We start from the raw sequence: 19363 nt of genomic DNA, 5'->3' as shown, positions 1-19363 counted from the left end.
ATGACCATCAGGATGCTGTCTTATCGTGGTGATGGCGCGAGGAAATCTTTTTAAAGAATCAATTTAGCAGCATGATTAAGGGGGTATTTTGCAAGGTTTCCGCGTATTTTAGCTTACGAAATAAAGAGAAAACATTTTTGATTTTTGTCTAAATGAGACTATTGGCACAGTCTTTGTACTAATTCGTTTTTCTTTAAAGAAATACAAGCCATATACAAAGGGGAGAAATAATAATGTTAAAAAAACCAAGTTATCGTCCAAATAATCCTAATTTTTCTTCAGGCCCTTGTAGTAAGCGACCTGGGTGGACTCCTGAGGTACTTAAAAATGCGTTAGTTGGCCGTTCACATCGCTCTAGAGCAGCAGAGCTAAAACTTGCTGAAGTTGTTGATTTAACTCGTGAGGTTCTTGAAGTGCCTTCTGACTATCGTATAGGGATTGTTCCTGCTTCAGATACTGGTGCTGTTGAGATGTCTCTGTGGTCTTTGTTAGGTGAGCGTGGCGTTGATGTAGCGGCATGGGAAAGTTTTGGGTCGGGATGGATGGCAGATGTTGTTGAGCAATTAAAGCTTTCTGATGTGCGTTGTTTTGAAGCTCCTTACGGTGAACTACCGGACTTAACACAAATTGACTTTGATCGTGATGTTGTTTTTACATGGAATGGAACGACTTCTGGTGTATGTATTCCTAATGCAGATTTTATTCCAGAGAAGCGAGCAGGATTGACAATTTGTGATGCAACATCAGCAGCTTTTGCACAAAATCTTGATTTTTCAAAATTAGATGTTGTTACTTTTTCATGGCAAAAAGTTTTAGGAGGAGAAGCTGCTCATGGTATGCTGATTTTAAGTCCTCGTGCTGTTGAACGACTAGAGAATTATGTTCCGGCTTGGCCTATGCCGCAAATTTTCTGTATGACAAAAGATAAAAAATTGAACGAAAGTATTTTTAAGGGGGTAACCATCAATACACCCTCTCTGCTGTGTGTTGAAGATTTTATTGATGCATTGAAGTGGGCAAAGTCACAGGGTGGTCTGCAGGCATTAAGGGCGCGTGTTGAGAAAAACTTTGCTGTACTTGATGCCTTTGTTCGTAAAACACCGTGGTTAGAATATTTAGCAAAAGATCCCCAAGTACGTTCTAGTACATCTGTTTGTTTAGATATTGTGGATCCAGTGATTACTGCTTTGGATACTGAAAAGCGAATATCTTTTATAAAAGCGGTAGTGAATCGTCTTGATGAGGAAGGGGCTGCTTATGATATTGGTTCGTATCGAGATGCTCCGCCAGGGCTTCGGATTTGGACAGGTATAACAATTGAGGCTTCTGATCTTGAAATTTTAACACAATGGCTTGAATGGGCATTTCAGGTTGAAAAAGCGCGACTTTAAGGTACTGTTGGTGATTTTATAACGTGTTTTTGCCCAAAAAAATTACGAGAGATATAATGATCTCTCGTAATCTTGTATCAGAAAACAATCTTCAATTGATGTTACATCTTGTAAAGAATTACGAGGGGCTATGAGTGATTTTTTTAGATGTTAGCAAGAGCAACAAGGAAAAGCTCTAAATATTTCTACTTTTTGCCGAAAAAATGACTGATTGGGCATGAAGATATGTAGTTTATCTTTTGGTTATTTTTTTGCCTTTATTATCATGATCTGAAAATTTAAGTACTTGAAGATTGGGAAAAAGCTGAAATGAAGAGTCGCACTTGCTCTAAGGTTTCGTTATAAGGGAGTATTTGTTTTTGAATACTGGTTTTATTTGACAAAACACGACGGAGAAAGTTATGACCAATGTAGTAGTTGTTGGTACACAATGGGGTGATGAAGGCAAAGGTAAAATTGTAGATTGGTTGTCTGAGCGAGCAGATATCGTAGTAAGATATCAGGGTGGTCATAATGCAGGTCATACATTGGTTGTTGATGGGGTTAGTTATAAATTATCGCTTCTACCGTCTGGTTTAGTTCGTGGGAAGCTATCAATTATCGGTAATGGTGTTGTTGTTGATCCCCATCATTTTGTAGCAGAATTAAAAAAGCTACGTGATCAGGGAGTGAAAATTACACCAGAAATTTTACGTATTGCTGAAAACGCCCCATTGATTCTTTCTTTGCATCGTGATCTTGATGCAACTCGGGAAAGTGGCTTATCTAGTTTAAAAATTGGTACTACAAAGCGTGGTATTGGTCCAGCTTATGAAGATAAGGTGGGACGCCGTGCTATCCGAGTAATGGATTTGGCGGAAGCTAATACGCTGATGGCTAAGATCGAACGACTTTTAGGACATCATAATGCTTTGCGTCGTGGAATGGGCGTTGCAGAAATTGATTCTCAAGCACTTTATGAGGAGTTGATGCGAGTAGCGGATGAAATTCTACCCTTTATGGATTGTACGTGGCGTCTTTTAGATGAAAGTTATCGAATGGGAAAGCGCATTCTTTTTGAAGGTGCACAAGGTGCTTTATTAGATAATGATTTTGGGACTTATCCTTATGTGACGTCATCTAACACAGTTGCTGGACAGGCATGTACTGGTTCGGGTATGGGGCCTAGCTCAATTCATTATGTTTTAGGTATTGCAAAAGCTTATACAACACGTGTTGGAGAAGGACCATTTCCAACAGAACAGATAAATGATATTGGCGAATTTCTTGGAATGCATGGTCGTGAATTTGGCGTTGTAACAGGCCGAAAACGTCGTTGTGGTTGGTTTGATGCTGTCTTAGTACGTCAGATGGTAACGGTTTGTGGTGTTCAGGGTATAGCACTAACAAAGCTTGATGTTTTGGATGGTTTGGATGAAATTAAAATCTGTATTGGTTATGAGCTTGATGGTAAAAGAATTGATTATTTACCCTCTTCCATGGGAGCTCAGACCCGTGTGAAGCCTATTTATGAGACATTAGAAGGTTGGAAGGAAGCAACAGCACATGCGTTGAGCTGGGAAGATTTACCAGTGCAGGCTGTTAAATATATACGTTATATTGAAGAAATGATCAATACACGGGTGGCTTTATTATCCACTAGCCCTGAGCGTGAAGATACTATCCTTATTACTGATCCTTTTGTAAATTAATCATTATTTTTAGGTTCCCGTAGAGTTTTTCACGTTGTTTCAGTATTTTTTGTATAAATAGAGACTTAAGAGCAGGTGAGGGAAAGGTACAAAAGAGCATTGTTTATTTTCCATATTCACTTTAAACTACAACGATAGTTGTATCAATGTAAATGAAAATCAATTTAGAGGACTGAAATAAAGACGTTTTCGTCCTTGCGGCTGGGATTTTTCTTCTCAGTTTGAGAAAGATTATAAAGGATATGGTAGATTTCGTTGGAATCTTAAAAAAGGCAATGGATGCGCAAAATAATGTTACACCACAAGTGCGCCAGAGAATTTATAAACGAGCTATCGAAACACTGGAACATCAGTTTGTCGCAGCAACAATACCACAAGCGATGGCAGATGAGCAAAGACAGACTTTGCAAAGTGCTATTGCAACTGTTGAAGAAGAATATTTAGCGATTGAAAAGGAGTTGCTTTCTTCAATTATTGGATGGAAATCTACGAGTATAGCTGAAAGTCATCAACACACAAAAAACTCTGTGCTTCCACACGATCATGAGTTTTCAGTTGTGGTAATAGAAGGAGCACGGGGTAGAATTACAAATTCAAAAGATAAAGAAGTATTTGGTGAGTCTGTCTCGGGATTGCCTGATGCTGAACCTGTCAATATGAATGCTCATTTTGCTTCTCAGCACTTTGACAAGAATACGTTAAAATCTTTACCTTTAGATTCTGCTCCGCAAATAGATAATCTGCATATTGTTTCGCATATTTTTTCTCAAGCTGTGCGACGTGCTAATCAGTCTTCGGTGCAAAAGCGTATCATGATAGGTGCTGCTATTGTAGCTAGTCTGGTCACTTTAATCATTGGTATTTATTTCGTTGGTGGGCGTATGTTTGTAACAAATAATGATCAGTTGTCGGAGGTGAATGTTCAAGTTTCTCATGTATTACCAAAAGCATTTTCGGTTAATAGAAAGTTAACGCAACGCTTGTTAGAAGATGGGAGCGAAGTTGATACAGGCTTAGACCAAACAGAAAATTCTTCAAATGAGAAAGAAATCTCAACAGTTGTTACCACAAATTTGCAGTCAACTGAACAAGTAGGTGAGGCTATCTTTTATCAGGCGCGTACAGATTATGATGCAGAAAAAGTTGCAATGGGGAGTGCTCGTTGGATGCTTATAAAGGAATCCCATATGAAGGGAGCTCCAGAAGAGTTGATTATACAAGGTGATATAACAATTCCAGATGAAGGGTTATCATTACGATTGATTCTACGTCGTAATACCGATCTGTCTCTTCCTGCTGCGTATATTATGGATCTTATTTTTAATCTTTCTGATAAATTTTCAGGGAAAGTTATAAGCAATGTTCAAACATTGGTTTTTAAGGCAAGTGAACACTCCATTGGGCAAGCTTTAGCAAGGACTGTTACAGCGAAGATTGGAGATAACTTTTTTCTTGTTGCATTGAGCGGTAATCATCCATTTCTTGACCGAAATCTACAACTGATGCGAGAATTAGATTGGGTGCGTTTGGTGTTGACTGATAAAAACGGACGTATAAATGAATTGACCTTTGCAAAAGGGCCAAAAGGTGAATCTATTTTTAATGAAGTTATAGGACAGTGGCTTGCACAATCAAATAAGTCGACACATCTTGATAAAAAAGAATAGAGCATTGATGGATATGAAGAAAAAGTCGTAACAAGCCCTTAATAAAAGGATCTAGCAGCTTAGCTTCAAGAACAAGAGCCAATATACGTTGGCTCTTGTTCTTTTCAAAAATACATCAACACACTGAATTTACATCCACCTTTGGGAGGTTTACACCTGATTTTGGGATAAAACAGAAGCTTTGATAGAATGCTGTATTTTTTCAAATGCACGCATTTCAATTTGTCTTACACGTTCCCGACTGATGTGAAATTCACTTGAGAGTTCTTCTAGCGTCAGCGGCTCATCACTTAAACGACGTGCTTTAAATATACGCTTTTCACGCTCATTCAAATTATCCATAGCATCTGTTAGCATGGAACGACGATTTTCCAATTCATTTTGTTCGATCAAAACTTGTTCTTGGTTGTCAGAGTGATCCACTAACCAATCCTGCCACTCACCATTTTCACCTTCTTTTGTGCGAAGAGGCGCATTGAGTGAAGTATCACCACAAAGTCGACGATTCATCGATACAACTTCATCTTCTGTGACATTCAATTTTGTTGAGATCTCTTTAATTTGCTCTGAATTGAGATCGCCATTATCAAGGGCTTGAATCCTACTTTTCAATTTACGAAGGTTGAAAAATAAGCGCTTTTGATTGGCAGTTGTTCCAATTTTTACCAAGCTCCAAGATCGCAATACATATTCTTGGATTGAGGCTTTAATCCACCATATAGCATAGGTTGCAAGACGAAAACCACGTTCCGGTTCGAAACGCTTAACAGCTTGCATAAGCCCAACATTGCCTTCCGAAATGACCTCCCCAATGGGCAAGCCGTAGCCTCGATACCCCATTGCGATTTTGGCGACAAGACGCAAATGACTTGTTACCAGTCTATGCGCAGCTTTTAGATCATTATGTTTACGATAACGTTGAGCCAGCATATATTCTTCTTTGGGCTCAAGCATGGGAAAATGACGCACTTCCTCTAGATAACGATTCAATCCTCCGTCACCTGTGGTCACTGATAGCAGATTCATATGGGCCATATAGCACCCTCCTTTTACACGAATTCCCTGATAAGGCAAATTCCATTTCTAGACATTATAAATATCTCTTTAGTTTTATTCTAGCATAATTTTCAATTTTGTTCAAAAAGAGATACTTTATTGTGAAATCCTGAGAAGGCTAAAAGTTTCAATTAATTTTTTTAAAATGATTGATAAGTTCAATCATATCTTGGGGGAGTGGTGAAGAAAAAGACATAACTTTACCTGTAGCGGGATGCTCAAAAGTAAGACTGGTTGCATGGAGTGCTTGTCGGTTAAATTGATCAATTGCATTTTTAATAATCGGATCGAATATATTTGATTTTGTTTTAAAAGCATTTCCATAAACAGTATCACCTACGAGTGGATGTCCTATATGGGCCATATGAACACGAATTTGGTGTGTGCGTCCGGTTTCTAGACGACATTCCAGAAGGCTAGCAAAAGATGTTGTATCTGTACTAATTCCATATTTTTCTAAGAGAGAAAAATGTGTAATAGCGTGACGAGCATGGAAGCTTTTGTTATGGACGACGGCTTGCTTCGTTCGGTTATGGGGAGAGCGTCCAAGAGCTGCATCAATTGTCCAAACATTACGGTTAGGAGATCCCCAAATCAAAGCATGATATCGTCGATCTAATGCGCTGGTACGCCCATGGTCAGAAAATTGGGCACTGAGGCTTTTATGAGCTAGGTCATTTTTAGCGACCACCATGACTCCACTTGTATTTTTATCGAGACGATGCACAATGCCGGGGCGTTTAACACCTCCGATACCAGACAAACTTTCACCACAATGATAGACAAGAGCGTTAACTAATGTTCCACTCCAATTGCCATTGCCGGGATGGACAACGAGACCGGCTGGTTTATTGATGACAATGACATGATCATCTTCAAAGAGAATATCCAATGCAATGGCTTCACCGCTAGGTTCTGCGTCACGAAGGACAGGTATCGTCAACTCTATAATTTGGTTAGGTTTTAATTTTGTTTTAGGCTCCTTTATTAATTGACCATCAATTTTAAGATAGCCTTCACGGATGAGGGTTTGCAGACGTGAACGTGACAGCACATTATGATATTGTTTAGCTAACCACTGATCGAGTCGTTGTCCAAGAGCATCTTCATCCGTTATTTGCTGTGTTATCATAAAATTCCTATAAAGCTTTGAATAAAATCCTTTTACCAGTATGAAATTGCTTTGGTATCGAGAAATTCCTTAATACCCCAGGGACCACCTTCACGAGCACGCCCAGAAAATTTTACGCCTCCAAAGTAACTACCACTGGGTAGTCCATGCCCGTTAACTTCTACCATTCCAGATCGTATTTGTGCAGCGATACGACGACATTTGCTGCGATCTTGCGATTGTATATAGTTTGTAAGACCGTATTCGGTGTCATTGGCCAAAGTTACGGCTTCATCTTCTGTATTAAAGGGAAGAATCGAGAGGACTGGACCAAAGATTTCTTCTCGAAAAATACGCATATGAGATTTCACATCAGCAAAGACTGTTGGGCGTACATAATAACCGCGTTTCATTCCTATTGGTAAACCAGTTCCGCCTGCGACAAGAGTTGCACCTTCATTAATTCCAGATTGGATAAGATCTTGGATTTTGTCGTATTGTTGTTTTGAAACTACGGGACCAATGTGATTTCCTGCTTGGTCCCCTGGCCCCACTTGTGTTTTTTCAGCAATATCTTTGGCTGTTTCGATGGCTTTGTCATAGATGGCTTGTTCCACAAGCATACGTGTTGGTGCATTACAGCTTTGTCCACTATTATAAAAGCAGTGTCGTACACCGCGTTGAATAGCGTCTGTATCGGCATCAGCAAAGATGATGTTAGCTCCTTTACCTCCAAGTTCCAGACAGACTCGTTTTAAAGTGTTGCTAGCATTTTTAGAAATATCTTTCCCTGCTCTGGTTGATCCGGTAAAGCTGATCATTTCTAGGTCTGGATGAGCAGAGAGGTAAGAACCAATGTTAGCACCATCACCGTTGATTAAATTAAAAACACCGGCTGGGAGGGCAGCTTCATCTAAAATTTCAGCAAAAAGCATAGCAGAAAGAGGAGCAATTTCAGAGGGTTTTAACACCATAGTACAGCCAGCCAAGAGAGCAGGAATAACTTTAAGAGTCACTTGATTCATGGGCCAATTCCATGGTGTGATCAACCCTACGACGCCGATAGGGTCATAATGAAGAATCGCTTGCTCATTTCCTTCTATTAAAACATCTTGGAATGAAAATTCTTTGTAAGCTTTGATAAAGTTGCGAATATGAGAACTGCCGGTTGCGGTTTGCGCATTGAGCGCCATATCAATAGGTGCTCCCATTTCCATTGAAATGGTTTTTGCCATATCACCTGAGCGTTTTTCATAGATTTCTAAAATTTTTTCAACGAAGCCCAGACGTTCACTAGGTTGGGTTGTTTTCCAAGTTTGAAAAGCTATTTTAGCCGCGTTAATTGCTTTATCTGCGTCTCTTATGCTGCCAAGGCTAATGATAGCACAAGCCTCTTCTGTTGATGGATTAATGACATGTAGATCGTGAGGAGTGCTTGGATCGTCCCATAGACCATTGATATAAAATTTACGCTTATTAAACATGATTCACTCCCTATTTTTCTCTATTTTTGTTTTATTAAAAATTTTTTCCATTTGAACCTTTTTAAATAAGAATAACAAGGATAATCTTATAAAAGGTAAAAAATTGATTTGTTTCATGACAATGAGGTTGGAGAGTTCAAAGAACGCTTCTTATATTAACTGTTTTTATGTAATGGAAAGGAAAGAGAACAATTGGCGATTTTTCTGTAATTTTTTATTACAGAATTTTCTTCGAAACAAATGGCTTACAGCTTATAGAAACTATGAATTTAGCAATTTGCCCAATATTTGTGGAGAAAGTCTCATTAAGAGAAATTATAGCATTATTTTTTATTAAAAGTGACAGCCAGCAAAAGGTTATTAACCTTCGTACTCTATAGTCTCTATGCATTCTTTTTGAAGAGGTAATTGTTCTTATTGTTATCAGTTTGTTGGGTGTCATGCATAATTCGAAAAAAAAATCTATTTCTACGCCTTCTTTTCCTGATGAGAGTGTACAAGATGCATCAGAAAGAAATTCATATACTAAGATTGCAGAGATATTTCCTTATCCGGAAGTATGGAAAAAGGCATTCACGCTCGGACAAAACGTGCGTTTTACACGAACACCAGAAGTTGAGATTTTGCGTCGTCGTATAGAAACAGATCCAGTTTTTGCCAAACAGTTTAAAGTTTTGATCAAGAAAGAGCAAAACAATCTTACGAATATTATACACTGTAACAAAAAAACAACAAATTCTCCATCAACCAAAAGGGTGATTAATCCTCAATCGCTAGAGAATAAAGCATCAATTTGTCATTCAACGGTTTTGGAGCATTTGTCACGGCAAGCTGTTAGTACGCCGCTTAAGGAGGATACACAGGAGCATAAATTACAAGTAGAAAATGTGGTGCAAAAAACAAAGCCTATTTTGCATCTTTCCGATGACGCATTTTTTGAGTGTGAATCCTTTATATTAGAACAGATGGACACTACACCTTCAGGAGAGGAGGTAACCCCGATTGAGTTCATGGGGAATGAAATTACATCCGATACTACTTCTGGATTCGATGAGTCAATTACAGCTCTTTATCGTGTTCTTGAATGCCGCTTTCCACAGTTTTTCGATTCAATATTATCCGAATCTCCAGAAAAAAGTACCCGAGGAATTGAGAAAATTTCTGCTTTAATGAATGTAAAGAGTGATTCTGTTAGAAAGCATCAAATGCGTCACTCTGAGATCGTTGTTGAAGATTCTACTGATACGTTAAGCGATGTAGGGGCTAGTGATGTCGAAATTCCTAAAACAACTAAAAATACCAAGAATATTACCGGTGGTAAAACAGAAGATGTCGCAAAGAGTTCAGAAGATTTTCTTGCAATAAAACAAAAAGGCAAAGCATTGCGGTCTGCTAACACGTCATTAGGCAATTATAATTCTGTTTTTATGTCAAACGTTCAATCTCTTGATGATGGCACTTATGAATGTCCTCCGATCAATTTATTGCAGGAACCTGTTTTTCATGAAGGTACGATAATTTCACAGGAAACATTAGAGCGTGGTGCTGGGCTTTTGGAAAGTGTTTTGGAAGATTTTGGCATTAAGGGTGAAATTATCCATGTTCATCCAGGACCAGTGGTGACAATGTACGAATTTGAGCCTGCAGCTGGAGTAAAATCATCGCGGGTCATTAATCTTTCCGATGATATTGCTCGTTCTATGTCTGCCATTTCTACACGTGTTGCTGTGATTCCTGGACGCAATGTTATTGGGATTGAGTTGCCAAATGCGGTTCGTGAAACAGTTTATTTACGGGAATTAATTCAAACAAGTTCTTTTCGTGAAAGCCAATTTAAACTAGCTCTTGCTTTAGGGAAGGGAATTAATGGTGAGCCTGTCATTGCAGAATTAGCGAAAATGCCTCATTTGTTGGTTGCGGGAACAACAGGGTCGGGGAAATCCGTTGCAATTAATACAATGATTTTGTCGATTCTTTATCGAATGACACCAAAGCAGTGTCGTTTGATCATGGTTGACCCTAAGATGTTAGAACTCTCTGTTTATGATGGCATTCCACATCTTTTAACGCCTGTTGTGACGGATCCCAAAAAAGCTGTAACAGCTTTAAAATGGGCGGTCCGTGAAATGGAAGAGCGTTACCGCAAAATGGCTAAATTAGGTGTACGTAATATTGATGGTTTTAACGCACGCGTCGCACTTGCGGCACAAAAAGGTGAAACAATCATGTGTACTGTGCAATCGGGTTTTGATAAGGAAAGTGGGGAAATGCTTTATCATGAAGAAGCAATGGATCTAACGCAGCTTCCTTATATTGTTGTGATTGTTGATGAGATGGCCGATCTCATGATGGTGGCAGGTAAAGAAATTGAAAATGCCATTCAGCGTTTAGCGCAGATGGCGCGTGCGGCAGGTATTCATCTTATTATGGCAACGCAGCGTCCTTCTGTGGATGTCATTACAGGTACGATTAAAGCGAATTTTCCTACCCGTATTTCTTTTCAAGTAACATCGAAAATTGATAGTCGTACGATTTTGGGAGAACAAGGAGCTGAGACGCTTTTGGGCCAAGGCGATATGCTCCATATGGCTGGGGGGGGGCGCATTGTACGCGTTCACGGGCCTTTCGTTTCTGACGAAGAAGTTGAATCCATTGTGGCACATCTAAAAATGCAAGGAAAGCCTGATTATTTAGCAACGGTAACGGATAGCGAAGATGATAACAAAGATGTTGAGCTTGCTGATTCAGTTGCTGAAGTTTCTACGGCAGAAAATCTTGGTGAGGATGGTGAAGAACTTTATATGCAAGCTGTAAAAATTGTTATGCGTGATAGAAAATGTTCGACATCTTATATTCAGCGCCGGCTTGCAATCGGTTATAATAAGGCAGCTTCTCTTGTTGAGCGCATGGAAGAAAAAGGTATTGTTGGAGCCGCTAATCATGTTGGAAAACGCGAAATTCTCATCAATGAGGTACAATAATCAGCAAGGCAATTTTAAAGATGCGTGACTTTTAAAATACCTAACGATTGTTATTTTAATGGTTAATACTTGCTTTATTTTATGAGAGCGGATGTTACCTCATGCTTGTTTTTTTACTGTGAAATATTAAAAATATTTAATGGGGAGGAAGAAAATAGAAGCGATATTTATTAAGCCTGCTAGTGTGTATTATAGGATGGTACAAAGAAGGATTGGAGAAGTCTTTACCATTTTTAGATTATCTGGAATGTAAAGAAATTAAACTAGCCTTCAGGTGAAGAAAGATAGCTTTTTTTGCTGATTATAAAATATGCTTTGGTTACATGCTACGGTGGCATATTGGGGGGGGATTTCTTCTGTAGCGGACATGATGAAAGAAAGCCCTTTTTTGATTAAGTAGAGCATCACGAGATAGTGAAAGATGTTCAATTGTGCAAGTTTTGTTGCGTTAGATGATTTAAAGCGCTACACTAAACTTTCTGTAGTTATCTCTTAAAGGTGTTTTTTTTGGAAGCTTTGCATGAAGAAAATATTTTTTTATTGCTGACTTGGATAGTGCAACAATATCTATTGCAGTTGTTGATGAACGTGCAATGTTGTTGGAGATTTCATCTCATTTTTGTTTTGTGGATGAAGCAATCAGATTTTTGCTACAGACGATTGGTAATGGGATGCCAATAAAAACTGTTTTATCTATAGTTAAGTGTTCGTAATTCGCTTAGAAGTAAAACCGGCAAGTTTTTTGTTTTATGCGTGCCACTAAATGCAGATGAGTTGAAGATTATGCAGAAACCTTTTCATTTTATGCTAGAACTTTTGCTACGACATTTTACTTGGAAAATGGATAACAACGGTCAGTTTTTTTATGTTTCAAAAGAGTTAGCTGAAATTGTTGGACTTATATCGTCTTCATATTTTAGAGTCTTACTTTCATGAATTCGCCAATCAATTTTATGATGAGCGGTATCAATTACTTAGTGGTTTTATTGAAGAAGCTGCGCTTTAGAGCAACAGATGGTTCAATGGCTTGTTGGTGATTGTCCACAATACCTTGGTGTTGAATTATCTGCTTTGCTAATTTTTTTATGCCAAACAGTGGCTTAAGGGTTTTCGTGGTTTGAAGATGCAAGAAAAAGTTCAAGAGAAAGTAGATAAAGAATCGGATACCAAAATGCAGAGTCTTTCGGAGATAGAGCGTTCAGCTTTTCGTGAGATCGCAGAACGATTGCGTGGAGAGTTGCATTCATCTGTAAGATGCGAGCACTTGGTTAAGGAAACGGCGGTTTTGTTGCCAAGTGCACAGACATTGACGGCAAATACTATAGAACAAACTCTCATAAAAGAGCCAGCAGTGGTTTTATCATTGTTGGATACAGCGATTAAAAGCGTTTTTTGGTTAGATAGACAGGGCTTTATTCAATCGGTCAGCAGTGCTGCTTTGGCATTAACTGGCTATGAAATAAATGAATTGCTGGCACAACCATTATCATCATTATTTACTTTGCAGAGCCAATTTTTAGTTGAAAAATATTTTAAATTGATCCGTGCAAAAGGAAAAAGTCGGATTTTCAATCGCGAAACAGCTGAGTTGGTGACGAAAAATCATAAAAATATAACAGTTTCTATGACGATTATACCTTTGGCACGGCAAGACAATTATGCTGTTATATTGCATGATATGACAGGAACAACTCCACCAATAGATAAAAAAGCAGAAGAGAATAAAATAGTTGGAGTTGTTCATGAAATGCGGACGCCTTTGAATGCTCTCATTGGTTTTGCAGAAATTATGAGAGATGGCCGTTTTGGTATGATAGACAATGAACGTTATCGTGGATATTTACGCGATATTGTCTCATCTGGAAAACATATATTATCGTTGGTTAATCAATTGCTAGAATGCTCGAAAGCAAATTATTCTGGCTCGAATGACCAGATCAATACGCCTCTTATAGCTGAAGCATTTGATGTGATATCTTGTTTGCGTGCTAGTATGGCTTTTCTTGAAACACAGGCTAATCATAATGGCATTATCATGCGTATTGTTGCTCCAGCTCATGTGCCATTTATTGGGGTGTCACAGCAGATATTGCGGCAAATTGTATGGAATCTTCTTTCCAATGCCATTCGTTTTACGCCATCGGGTGGGCAAATTATTGTTCATGTTTCTTATGGAAAAAAAGAGCGCGTAAAGATTGCAGTAAGTGATAACGGTATAGGGATGAGTGATGAAGAGATTGTACAGGCATTGCAACCTTATGGTCAGGTAGAGCGTAAAGATGGCAGATCTGGTGATAGTGCTTTTATGGGAACTGGTTTGGGGTTACCGCTGTGTAAGGCAATGGTGGAAGAAAGTGGTGGTCAATTTTTATTATTTTCAAAACCCAATCATGGAACAACTGTGGAAATGTTTTTTCCTGTGTTCCATGAGGCAAACCATCCATAAATTCATTTTTTCTTAGCTAAAAGATCTCTGATTTCTGACAAAAGTTGTTCTTCTAGAGACATCTTTTTAGAGCTTTCATCTTCTTCTTGTTTTCGGCGTACTCTATTCATAGCTTTAACAAAGAAGAACAGAACCCAAGCAATAATGAGAAAATTGATAAGTAAAGTTATAAAGTTACCATAGCTAATGGTTGCTCCAGCTGCCTTAGCAGCACTTAGTGTAGCTTGTTTTTCACCGGCAAGCTGAATAAACATGTTAGAAAAGTCAATCCCGCCAGTAATAAGCCCAATGATTGGCATAAAAATGTCGTTAACAATTGAATTAACCAAGCCACCAAAAGCTCCCCCTATGATCACACCGATAGCGAGATCAATCATATTTCCCTTTAGGGCAAATTCTTTGAATTCTTTAAGCATTGCATTTTCCCCTTTATATAAAAGATACACGATAATTTTAATTACCGCTTTTGATGAAAAAGGAAAGGGCGGTTTTTATTTTCTTATTTTTCTTATAAAGTATTATATACAAATACTAATATTCTTTTCCACGAATATTATGACATGTTAAAAAGCTTAACGAAGGGCTCTGCTTGACTTAAATAAGTAGTATCTCGTAGACTTCAACGTGACAGAAGGCTTTTTTGATAAAAGCTGTATCTGTTCTTTTTTTAATAAAAGCAGGAAACAATGATTAATTTATACAATCATTACAAAATATTTATGCCAACATATTGAAGAAAGCTATTTTACGGGACATTTACTTTTCTCGCTTGCAGATGGTTTCAATTTTTAATGTTTGAACCATTGCGAAAAGGTAAAGAAAGTTTTTTCAAGATTAAAAGGCTCTTGTTTTGCATAGTGTGCGTAAACATACATAGCGATTATATTATGAACTTTCTTGTAGTAGGAGGGAGGTTCTAATTTAGATTATGGTTCATTTTTATTTACGATCTTTTGTGTTAAAAGAATTGGTATGAGGTGCATTGGATCAATTTTATATTTGGAGAAGGGTTGATGAGTTTCTTTCGTTGTATTGGTCGTTCTGCTTTATTTATGTTGGATCCAGAACATGCGCACCGTTTAGCAATTATTGGGCTAAAGAGTGGGTTGAACAGTTGCCGAAAGGTCGTTGATAAACGTTTGTGTGTGACTGTTGCGGGTCTTAAGTTTGAAAACTTTGTTGGTCTTGCTGCTGGTTTTGATAAGAATGCAGAGGTTGTCGATGCTGTTTTTCGTTTAGGATTTGGTTTTACTGAAGTTGGTACAGTTACGCCAAAGCCTCAGGCTGGAAATCCTAAACCACGACTTTTTCGCTTAAGAAAGGATGAAGCAATTATTAATAGAATGGGTTTTAATAATGATGGGCATCAAGTTGTTTACGGCAGGCTTCGTGCGCGTAAACAACTTGGCATTGTTGGAATCAATATTGGTGCCAATAAGGATACTGTTTATAAGATTGAGGATTATACTGCTGGTATTGCTCATTTTTATGATATTGCTGATTATTTTACTGTTAATATTTCTTCGCCTAATACACCTAGTCTACGAGCTTTACAAGCGCGTGACAGTTTGCATCTTTTGATGAATGAAATTTCGCAAGTACGCAGTGAGCAAAAGAAAAAGCATGGATTGTCTGTTCCCATTTTTTTAAAAATTGCGCCCGATTTATCAGAGAAGGAATTAGACGATATTGCTGAAGAAATGAAACTTTCTGATTTTGATGGTCTCGTCGTTTCTAATACTACTCTTTCACGCCAAGGACTTACGGATAACCTACTAAGTGGTGAGGAGGGGGGGCTTTCTGGGCGTCCACTCTTCGAACTTTCTACTATTGTACTTGCAAAAATGCGTCAAAAATTAGGTAAGGAAATTGCAATCATCGGCGTTGGTGGTGTAAAGGACGCACAAACGGCTTTGGAAAAAGTGAAAGCTGGTGCAGATTTGATCCAATTATATAGTGGAATGGTGTATGAGGGGCCAGATCTTGCCATAACTATTCTGGAAGGCATTTTGCAATTTATGCAGCAAGATGGTATTGATGCCATAAAAGCCTATCGTGATCACCGTGTTGAGTATTGGGCAAAACGTGAGCTCCCTTTATGACAGAACTATTTTTTCTTGATAAAAAGTACAGGATTTTTTTAAAGGGGCTTGCAAACTCTTCTGATCTTCCTTATGTCACACAAACAGAGAATTAAATGTTTACGAAATAGTAAACATTTATGGTGCATTTATTTTTTATGCGGTTGTAGCTCAGTTGGTTAGAGCGCTGGTTTGTGGCACCAGAGGTCGTAGGTTCAAATCCCACCAACCGTACCATTTATTTTCCCTAACTTTTCTAATTCGCATTTTTGGCCGCTTTGCGGACCCTGAAAGTCCCTAGAAATGCGGCCAGTTTTGCGCATGAGCGAAAACAAGAGCAGAGGTTGCCTCGCGCAAATTTTCTCCATTTTTTGCCCAAAATAGCCAATTCGTCTCAAAGAGCAGAGACTTCGTCTTAGAAGGTCTCTGCTCATTTTCTCCTTTATTCTCAATCAGTTATCAATTTTGCAGTTTTTGGGTTAGCAAGCGCATTTTTTTGGCAGCAACTGTGATATGAACCCGCGACCTCTGCTTAAAGCTCATGCAATTATAAAATAAACTTGAAGAAGAGACGGAAATAAATAAGATGAAAGGCAATGAATCGAAAGACCTAAATATTCATAGGCATTTTATATTAAGCGTGAAGGGGATGCACGCAAATGAGTGTTATAGCGAGTGAGAATAAAATAGAGGGCTTAAGTCAAAGCCTACAAGAACAAGGTATAGCCAAGCTAAAAGCGGCATTTCCACAATGTTTTGTCGAGGGCAAGCTGGATATAGATCAGCTGCTGAATCTGTGATGAAGCAATTGCTATCTTTTGGCATGCCACTGGCTGTTGGGTTTATCTCTCATGGCAGTACAGCCAAAAAATGCGCTACTGTCATGTTATTTGGGACCAGTTGTGCATACGCTTTATGGACAGGCACTGCAATGTCAGGTTGCTTCAGCTAAAGATGATTTTGCGTCTGAGAATGAAAACCGTACATGGAGATTTAGCAGCGAAGATGTATGGGCTCGCTGCACATAATCTTGCTGATGAAATGTATTATAGATTTTTAAACAATAAGGGAGGAGAATATGATCAAAAATGATAGGAAATACAATTATTTAGTCGTTAGTGCTACAGGAATGGTTGGCTCCCTTGTGTAGGTCATTATGGCTGGACGATGTGATTATCGCAGCGCATTTTCGTTCTCATCAATCCAAAATTGAGTTATTTCAGACAAGGGCTAAATGTGTATTTTTGGATTATTACTGTGATAAGCTACAGGCACAATTTTTAAAAGTGACACCCCTATGGACGGGCTTGAAATATTGCATATTGTGGGGGCATTCGCCTGCACATGCATTTTTGTGTAGATTGATTGAGCGGCTGGCCTTATTACCGAAGCCCCTGCGTGTTGTTCATGTTTTTGGCTCTAATACAGAGGATAAAATAATCTCTGGATGTGCGCATCATAATAAGATTGATGCCACATCTGTAAAATTAGGTTGGGAAAGGCGACCAAATGGCTGGCGGTGGTCAACGAGAAAAGTGTTTATGATCATGTGATTTGTGAGAGTCGTATTGAGAAAAAGTTTGCACAAAATCTCGATAATGATCCTGATATAAGATTATTTTTTTAGTTGCCAAGGAGTTTAAAATTGCAACGCTAATCGGTTCTTACACACCAGATTGGGCGGTATTAGAGCGTGAGGGCGAACAAAAGCTTTATTTTGCGCATTTTGCGGCGCTTGAAATGGGTTCAAGTGTGGTGCACAGCCGGTGACAAATTGGCGTGAATATAAGCGTACTTTGCTCGAAGCAGCGCATGAGTTTCCAAGTGCGGCGGTGGTTGTTGCAGAATGATTGGTGCATGAAATACTTAATCTGGGCGCGAGGAGGAGAGCAAAGCTTTTTATATCAAAATAATAAATTGACAAAAGGTAGCTACAAAGTAGCTATAATGTGTACTTCATATTAAATTTAATTGTTTTCATTTAATACAGGAGGTAAAATTATGAAAACTAAAGATATGTATAAATCACTGAAAAAAATTCAAATTAAGCGGGTCGATGTTACTGTGCTCAAAGCCCAAGTAAGTGAGCAGAAAATGGCTGCTCGACGCTCCCTTCTGAATTGAGGTTTAAAATATATAAAGCTGGCAGCTTTATAGCTTTTGGATATATTAATGACAATAGATTATGAAGTTAAAAAATTGCTCTATGGCTGTGCGGCAATGAGCGGGGTTCGGCTGATTACAGGTTCCTTCCATGCTTTTTTTTTCTTGTCTATGGGCGTTAGTATAACACAGTTAGCTTTATTGCAAATTGTGTTTAGCGTAGCTATTTGTATTTTTGAAATTCCTTGTGGGATTTTAGGAGATAAAATCGGCGTTAAACAAAATGTTATCTTATCATGTTTCTTTTTTTCGCTCTTCTTCTTTTTATGTATCTACGCGCCTAATCTTTCTGTATTAATTCCGGCAGAAATTATTTATGCTTTAGGCTTTGCTTTATGTTCTGGCGCTGATAGCACATGGATTAAAGGCTTAATCGACGGCGGTGGTTACAAGGGTAGTTTGATCTACCACCAAGTAAACGCCTATAAACGGGAACTAACGGCATTCATGAATATGGTTGCTGGTGCGCTAGGTGTTCTTATTGTTTTGTGTATGGATAATTATCAGTCAGCATATTATTTTTGTTCTTTCGGGTTTCTCGTGCTTGTATTCTTGTTTAGTCGGGTGACGGGGATAGCTATTGCATCTGTTTCGGGTAGTAAGCCAATAGACTCAGGTTCTTTGTTGCATGCAACAGAAGCTTTTGCTTATTTAGTTACCTCAAAGATCGGGTTATATTATATATTGATATGTGGTTTTATTGTTGCTGCATTGCAGCCAATATTTCATTTTTGGCAACCTTTTATTTTGGGACAAACAGGAGTATTAGACAATGCAACAGGAAAGACTAAAATTCTTATTCTTGGCCTGTGCTTTGTGTCTTATAGTCTCGTAAAATACTTATTTAATCGCTTTGTAATTAAATATCTTATGCAAAAATATGCTCCTATGGTAATAACTTTGTGCTCACTAGTCCTGAGTGCTGTTGTTATGCTTGCTCTGCTTCTCGTTGCAAACAGTTGGGCCCCCATTATTTTATTCACCGTATTTCACAGTTTTTTTTCTGTCCCTGTGACGCAGTTTGAAGCAGAATTTTTTAAACATATTCAACAAAAGAATGCAAATACGGTTTTATCCATTGTTAGTTTTCTTGCACGTATTTTTGGTATTTTAGCGCTTGTGCTGATTGGTTGGTTGGCGAATAATGTTTGTATAGAAGCAGCTTTTTGTTTCGCCTTGCTTTGTATATGTTTAATTATTCCGCTTAATTTGGCTTGGCTTTATACTGATAAAAAGTTAATAAAAAACGAAGAGGTCTGAGAGTGAAGATACAGTTGAATAGGGCCTTGCCT

General features: G+C 38.4%; 16 protein-coding genes and 1 tRNA gene. 13 read left to right on the top strand and 4 right to left on the bottom strand.

The genetic code is table 11. From position 1 onward, the window contains the following. The first annotated feature begins 233 nt into the window (after positions 1-233). From LBE40_RS05815 to LBE40_RS05805, 3 genes are all read left to right on the top strand, one after another. On the top strand, positions 234-1391 hold the full coding sequence (locus tag LBE40_RS05815; RefSeq protein WP_004860590.1) for a phosphoserine transaminase: 1158 nt from the start codon (positions 234-236) through the stop codon (positions 1389-1391). 401 nt (positions 1392-1792) lie between these two features. Continuing rightward, complete coding sequence (locus LBE40_RS05810) at positions 1793-3082, top strand: adenylosuccinate synthase (RefSeq protein ID WP_004860592.1); 1290 nt, start codon at positions 1793-1795, stop codon at positions 3080-3082. Positions 3083-3324: 242 nt separating this feature from the next. Beyond that, the gene (locus LBE40_RS05805) at positions 3325-4749 is read left to right on the top strand and encodes a hypothetical protein (protein ID WP_004860595.1); all 1425 of its coding nucleotides are present in this window, start codon (positions 3325-3327) and stop codon (positions 4747-4749) included. Between the two features lie 150 nt (positions 4750-4899). Here the strand turns inward: LBE40_RS05805 and rpoH are convergent, their stop codons facing one another. The 3 genes from rpoH to LBE40_RS05790 all read right to left on the bottom strand — a co-directional run bounded on the left by rpoH (position 4900) and on the right by LBE40_RS05790 (position 8400). Then, positions 4900-5784, bottom strand: coding sequence for an RNA polymerase sigma factor RpoH (gene rpoH / locus LBE40_RS05800; protein WP_004860598.1), 885 nt, complete (start codon positions 5782-5784; stop codon positions 4900-4902). Between the two features lie 148 nt (positions 5785-5932). Beyond that, positions 5933-6937 carry an RluA family pseudouridine synthase gene (locus LBE40_RS05795; RefSeq protein WP_004860600.1) on the bottom strand — a complete coding sequence of 335 codons (1005 nt, stop codon included), beginning with the start codon at positions 6935-6937 and terminating at the stop codon, positions 5933-5935. A gap of 32 nt (positions 6938-6969) precedes the next feature. Then, the gene (locus tag LBE40_RS05790) at positions 6970-8400 is read right to left on the bottom strand and encodes an aldehyde dehydrogenase family protein (protein ID WP_004860605.1); all 1431 of its coding nucleotides are present in this window, start codon (positions 8398-8400) and stop codon (positions 6970-6972) included. A 440-nt stretch (positions 8401-8840) separates the two neighbouring features. Here LBE40_RS05790 and LBE40_RS05785 point away from each other — a divergent pair, with 440 nt between their 5' ends. Next, positions 8841-11381, top strand: coding sequence for a DNA translocase FtsK (locus LBE40_RS05785; protein WP_004860608.1), 2541 nt, complete (start codon positions 8841-8843; stop codon positions 11379-11381). A 1123-nt stretch (positions 11382-12504) separates the two neighbouring features. Further along, positions 12505-13827, top strand: coding sequence for a sensor histidine kinase (locus LBE40_RS05780; protein WP_004860614.1), 1323 nt, complete (start codon positions 12505-12507; stop codon positions 13825-13827). Between the two features lie 2 nt (positions 13828-13829). Here the strand turns inward: LBE40_RS05780 and mscL are convergent, their stop codons facing one another. Further along, entirely contained in the window at positions 13830-14243 is a 414-nt protein-coding gene (gene mscL / locus LBE40_RS05775; RefSeq protein WP_004860617.1) for a large conductance mechanosensitive channel protein MscL, read from the bottom strand. 597 nt (positions 14244-14840) lie between these two features. On the opposite strand from mscL, the gene LBE40_RS05770 reads away from it, so the two are divergent. The 8 genes from LBE40_RS05770 to LBE40_RS05740 all read left to right on the top strand — a co-directional run bounded on the left by LBE40_RS05770 (position 14841) and on the right by LBE40_RS05740 (position 19331). After that, complete coding sequence (locus tag LBE40_RS05770) at positions 14841-15929, top strand: quinone-dependent dihydroorotate dehydrogenase (RefSeq protein ID WP_004860621.1); 1089 nt, start codon at positions 14841-14843, stop codon at positions 15927-15929. Between the two features lie 139 nt (positions 15930-16068). Continuing rightward, a tRNA-His gene (locus LBE40_RS05765) sits at positions 16069-16145 on the top strand. Between the two features lie 422 nt (positions 16146-16567). Further along, positions 16568-16708: a hypothetical protein gene (locus LBE40_RS05760; RefSeq protein WP_004860628.1), complete on the top strand. Its 141-nt coding sequence runs from the start codon at positions 16568-16570 to the stop codon at positions 16706-16708. A 51-nt stretch (positions 16709-16759) separates the two neighbouring features. Beyond that, on the top strand, positions 16760-16936 hold the full coding sequence (locus LBE40_RS05755; protein ID WP_155814740.1) for a hypothetical protein: 177 nt from the start codon (positions 16760-16762) through the stop codon (positions 16934-16936). A gap of 491 nt (positions 16937-17427) precedes the next feature. After that, positions 17428-17535 (top strand): restriction endonuclease, encoded by a 108-nt coding sequence (locus tag LBE40_RS05750; protein WP_338070529.1) that lies wholly within the window; start codon positions 17428-17430, stop codon positions 17533-17535. Then, the gene (locus LBE40_RS05745) at positions 17523-17678 is read left to right on the top strand and encodes a restriction endonuclease (RefSeq protein WP_338070538.1); all 156 of its coding nucleotides are present in this window, start codon (positions 17523-17525) and stop codon (positions 17676-17678) included. Before LBE40_RS05750 ends, LBE40_RS05745 begins: the two co-directional genes overlap by 13 nt. 231 nt (positions 17679-17909) lie before the next feature. Then, a complete protein-coding gene (locus LBE40_RS08390; RefSeq protein WP_004860632.1) occupies positions 17910-18032 on the top strand; it encodes a hypothetical protein in 123 nt (40 codons plus the stop codon). A gap of 48 nt (positions 18033-18080) precedes the next feature. Next, positions 18081-19331, top strand: coding sequence for a hypothetical protein (locus LBE40_RS05740; RefSeq protein ID WP_004860635.1), 1251 nt, complete (start codon positions 18081-18083; stop codon positions 19329-19331). The last annotated feature ends 32 nt before the right edge of the window (positions 19332-19363 follow it).

This window comes from Bartonella taylorii, assembly GCF_023920105.1.
Lineage (GTDB): Bacteria > Pseudomonadota > Alphaproteobacteria > Rhizobiales > Rhizobiaceae > Bartonella > Bartonella taylorii.
Note: the sequence above shows the minus strand (reverse complement) of the source record. Positions and strands in the feature narration are given on the sequence as shown.

Coding starts and splice junctions, on each gene's coding strand:
- LBE40_RS05815 (WP_004860590.1), top strand. CDS start 234: ATGTTAAAAAAACCAAGTTATCGTCCAAATAATCCTAATTTTTCTTCA.
- LBE40_RS05810 (WP_004860592.1), top strand. CDS start 1,793: ATGACCAATGTAGTAGTTGTTGGTACACAATGGGGTGATGAAGGCAAA.
- LBE40_RS05805 (WP_004860595.1), top strand. CDS start 3,325: ATGGTAGATTTCGTTGGAATCTTAAAAAAGGCAATGGATGCGCAAAAT.
- rpoH (WP_004860598.1), bottom strand. CDS start 5,784: ATGGCCCATATGAATCTGCTATCAGTGACCACAGGTGACGGAGGATTG.
- LBE40_RS05795 (WP_004860600.1), bottom strand. CDS start 6,937: ATGATAACACAGCAAATAACGGATGAAGATGCTCTTGGACAACGACTC.
- LBE40_RS05790 (WP_004860605.1), bottom strand. CDS start 8,400: ATGTTTAATAAGCGTAAATTTTATATCAATGGTCTATGGGACGATCCA.
- LBE40_RS05785 (WP_004860608.1), top strand. CDS start 8,841: ATGCATAATTCGAAAAAAAAATCTATTTCTACGCCTTCTTTTCCTGAT.
- LBE40_RS05780 (WP_004860614.1), top strand. CDS start 12,505: ATGCAAGAAAAAGTTCAAGAGAAAGTAGATAAAGAATCGGATACCAAA.
- mscL (WP_004860617.1), bottom strand. CDS start 14,243: ATGCTTAAAGAATTCAAAGAATTTGCCCTAAAGGGAAATATGATTGAT.
- LBE40_RS05770 (WP_004860621.1), top strand. CDS start 14,841: ATGAGTTTCTTTCGTTGTATTGGTCGTTCTGCTTTATTTATGTTGGAT.
- LBE40_RS05760 (WP_004860628.1), top strand. CDS start 16,568: ATGAGTGTTATAGCGAGTGAGAATAAAATAGAGGGCTTAAGTCAAAGC.
- LBE40_RS05755 (WP_155814740.1), top strand. CDS start 16,760: ATGGCAGTACAGCCAAAAAATGCGCTACTGTCATGTTATTTGGGACCA.
- LBE40_RS08390 (WP_004860632.1), top strand. CDS start 17,910: ATGAAAACTAAAGATATGTATAAATCACTGAAAAAAATTCAAATTAAG.
- LBE40_RS05740 (WP_004860635.1), top strand. CDS start 18,081: ATGACAATAGATTATGAAGTTAAAAAATTGCTCTATGGCTGTGCGGCA.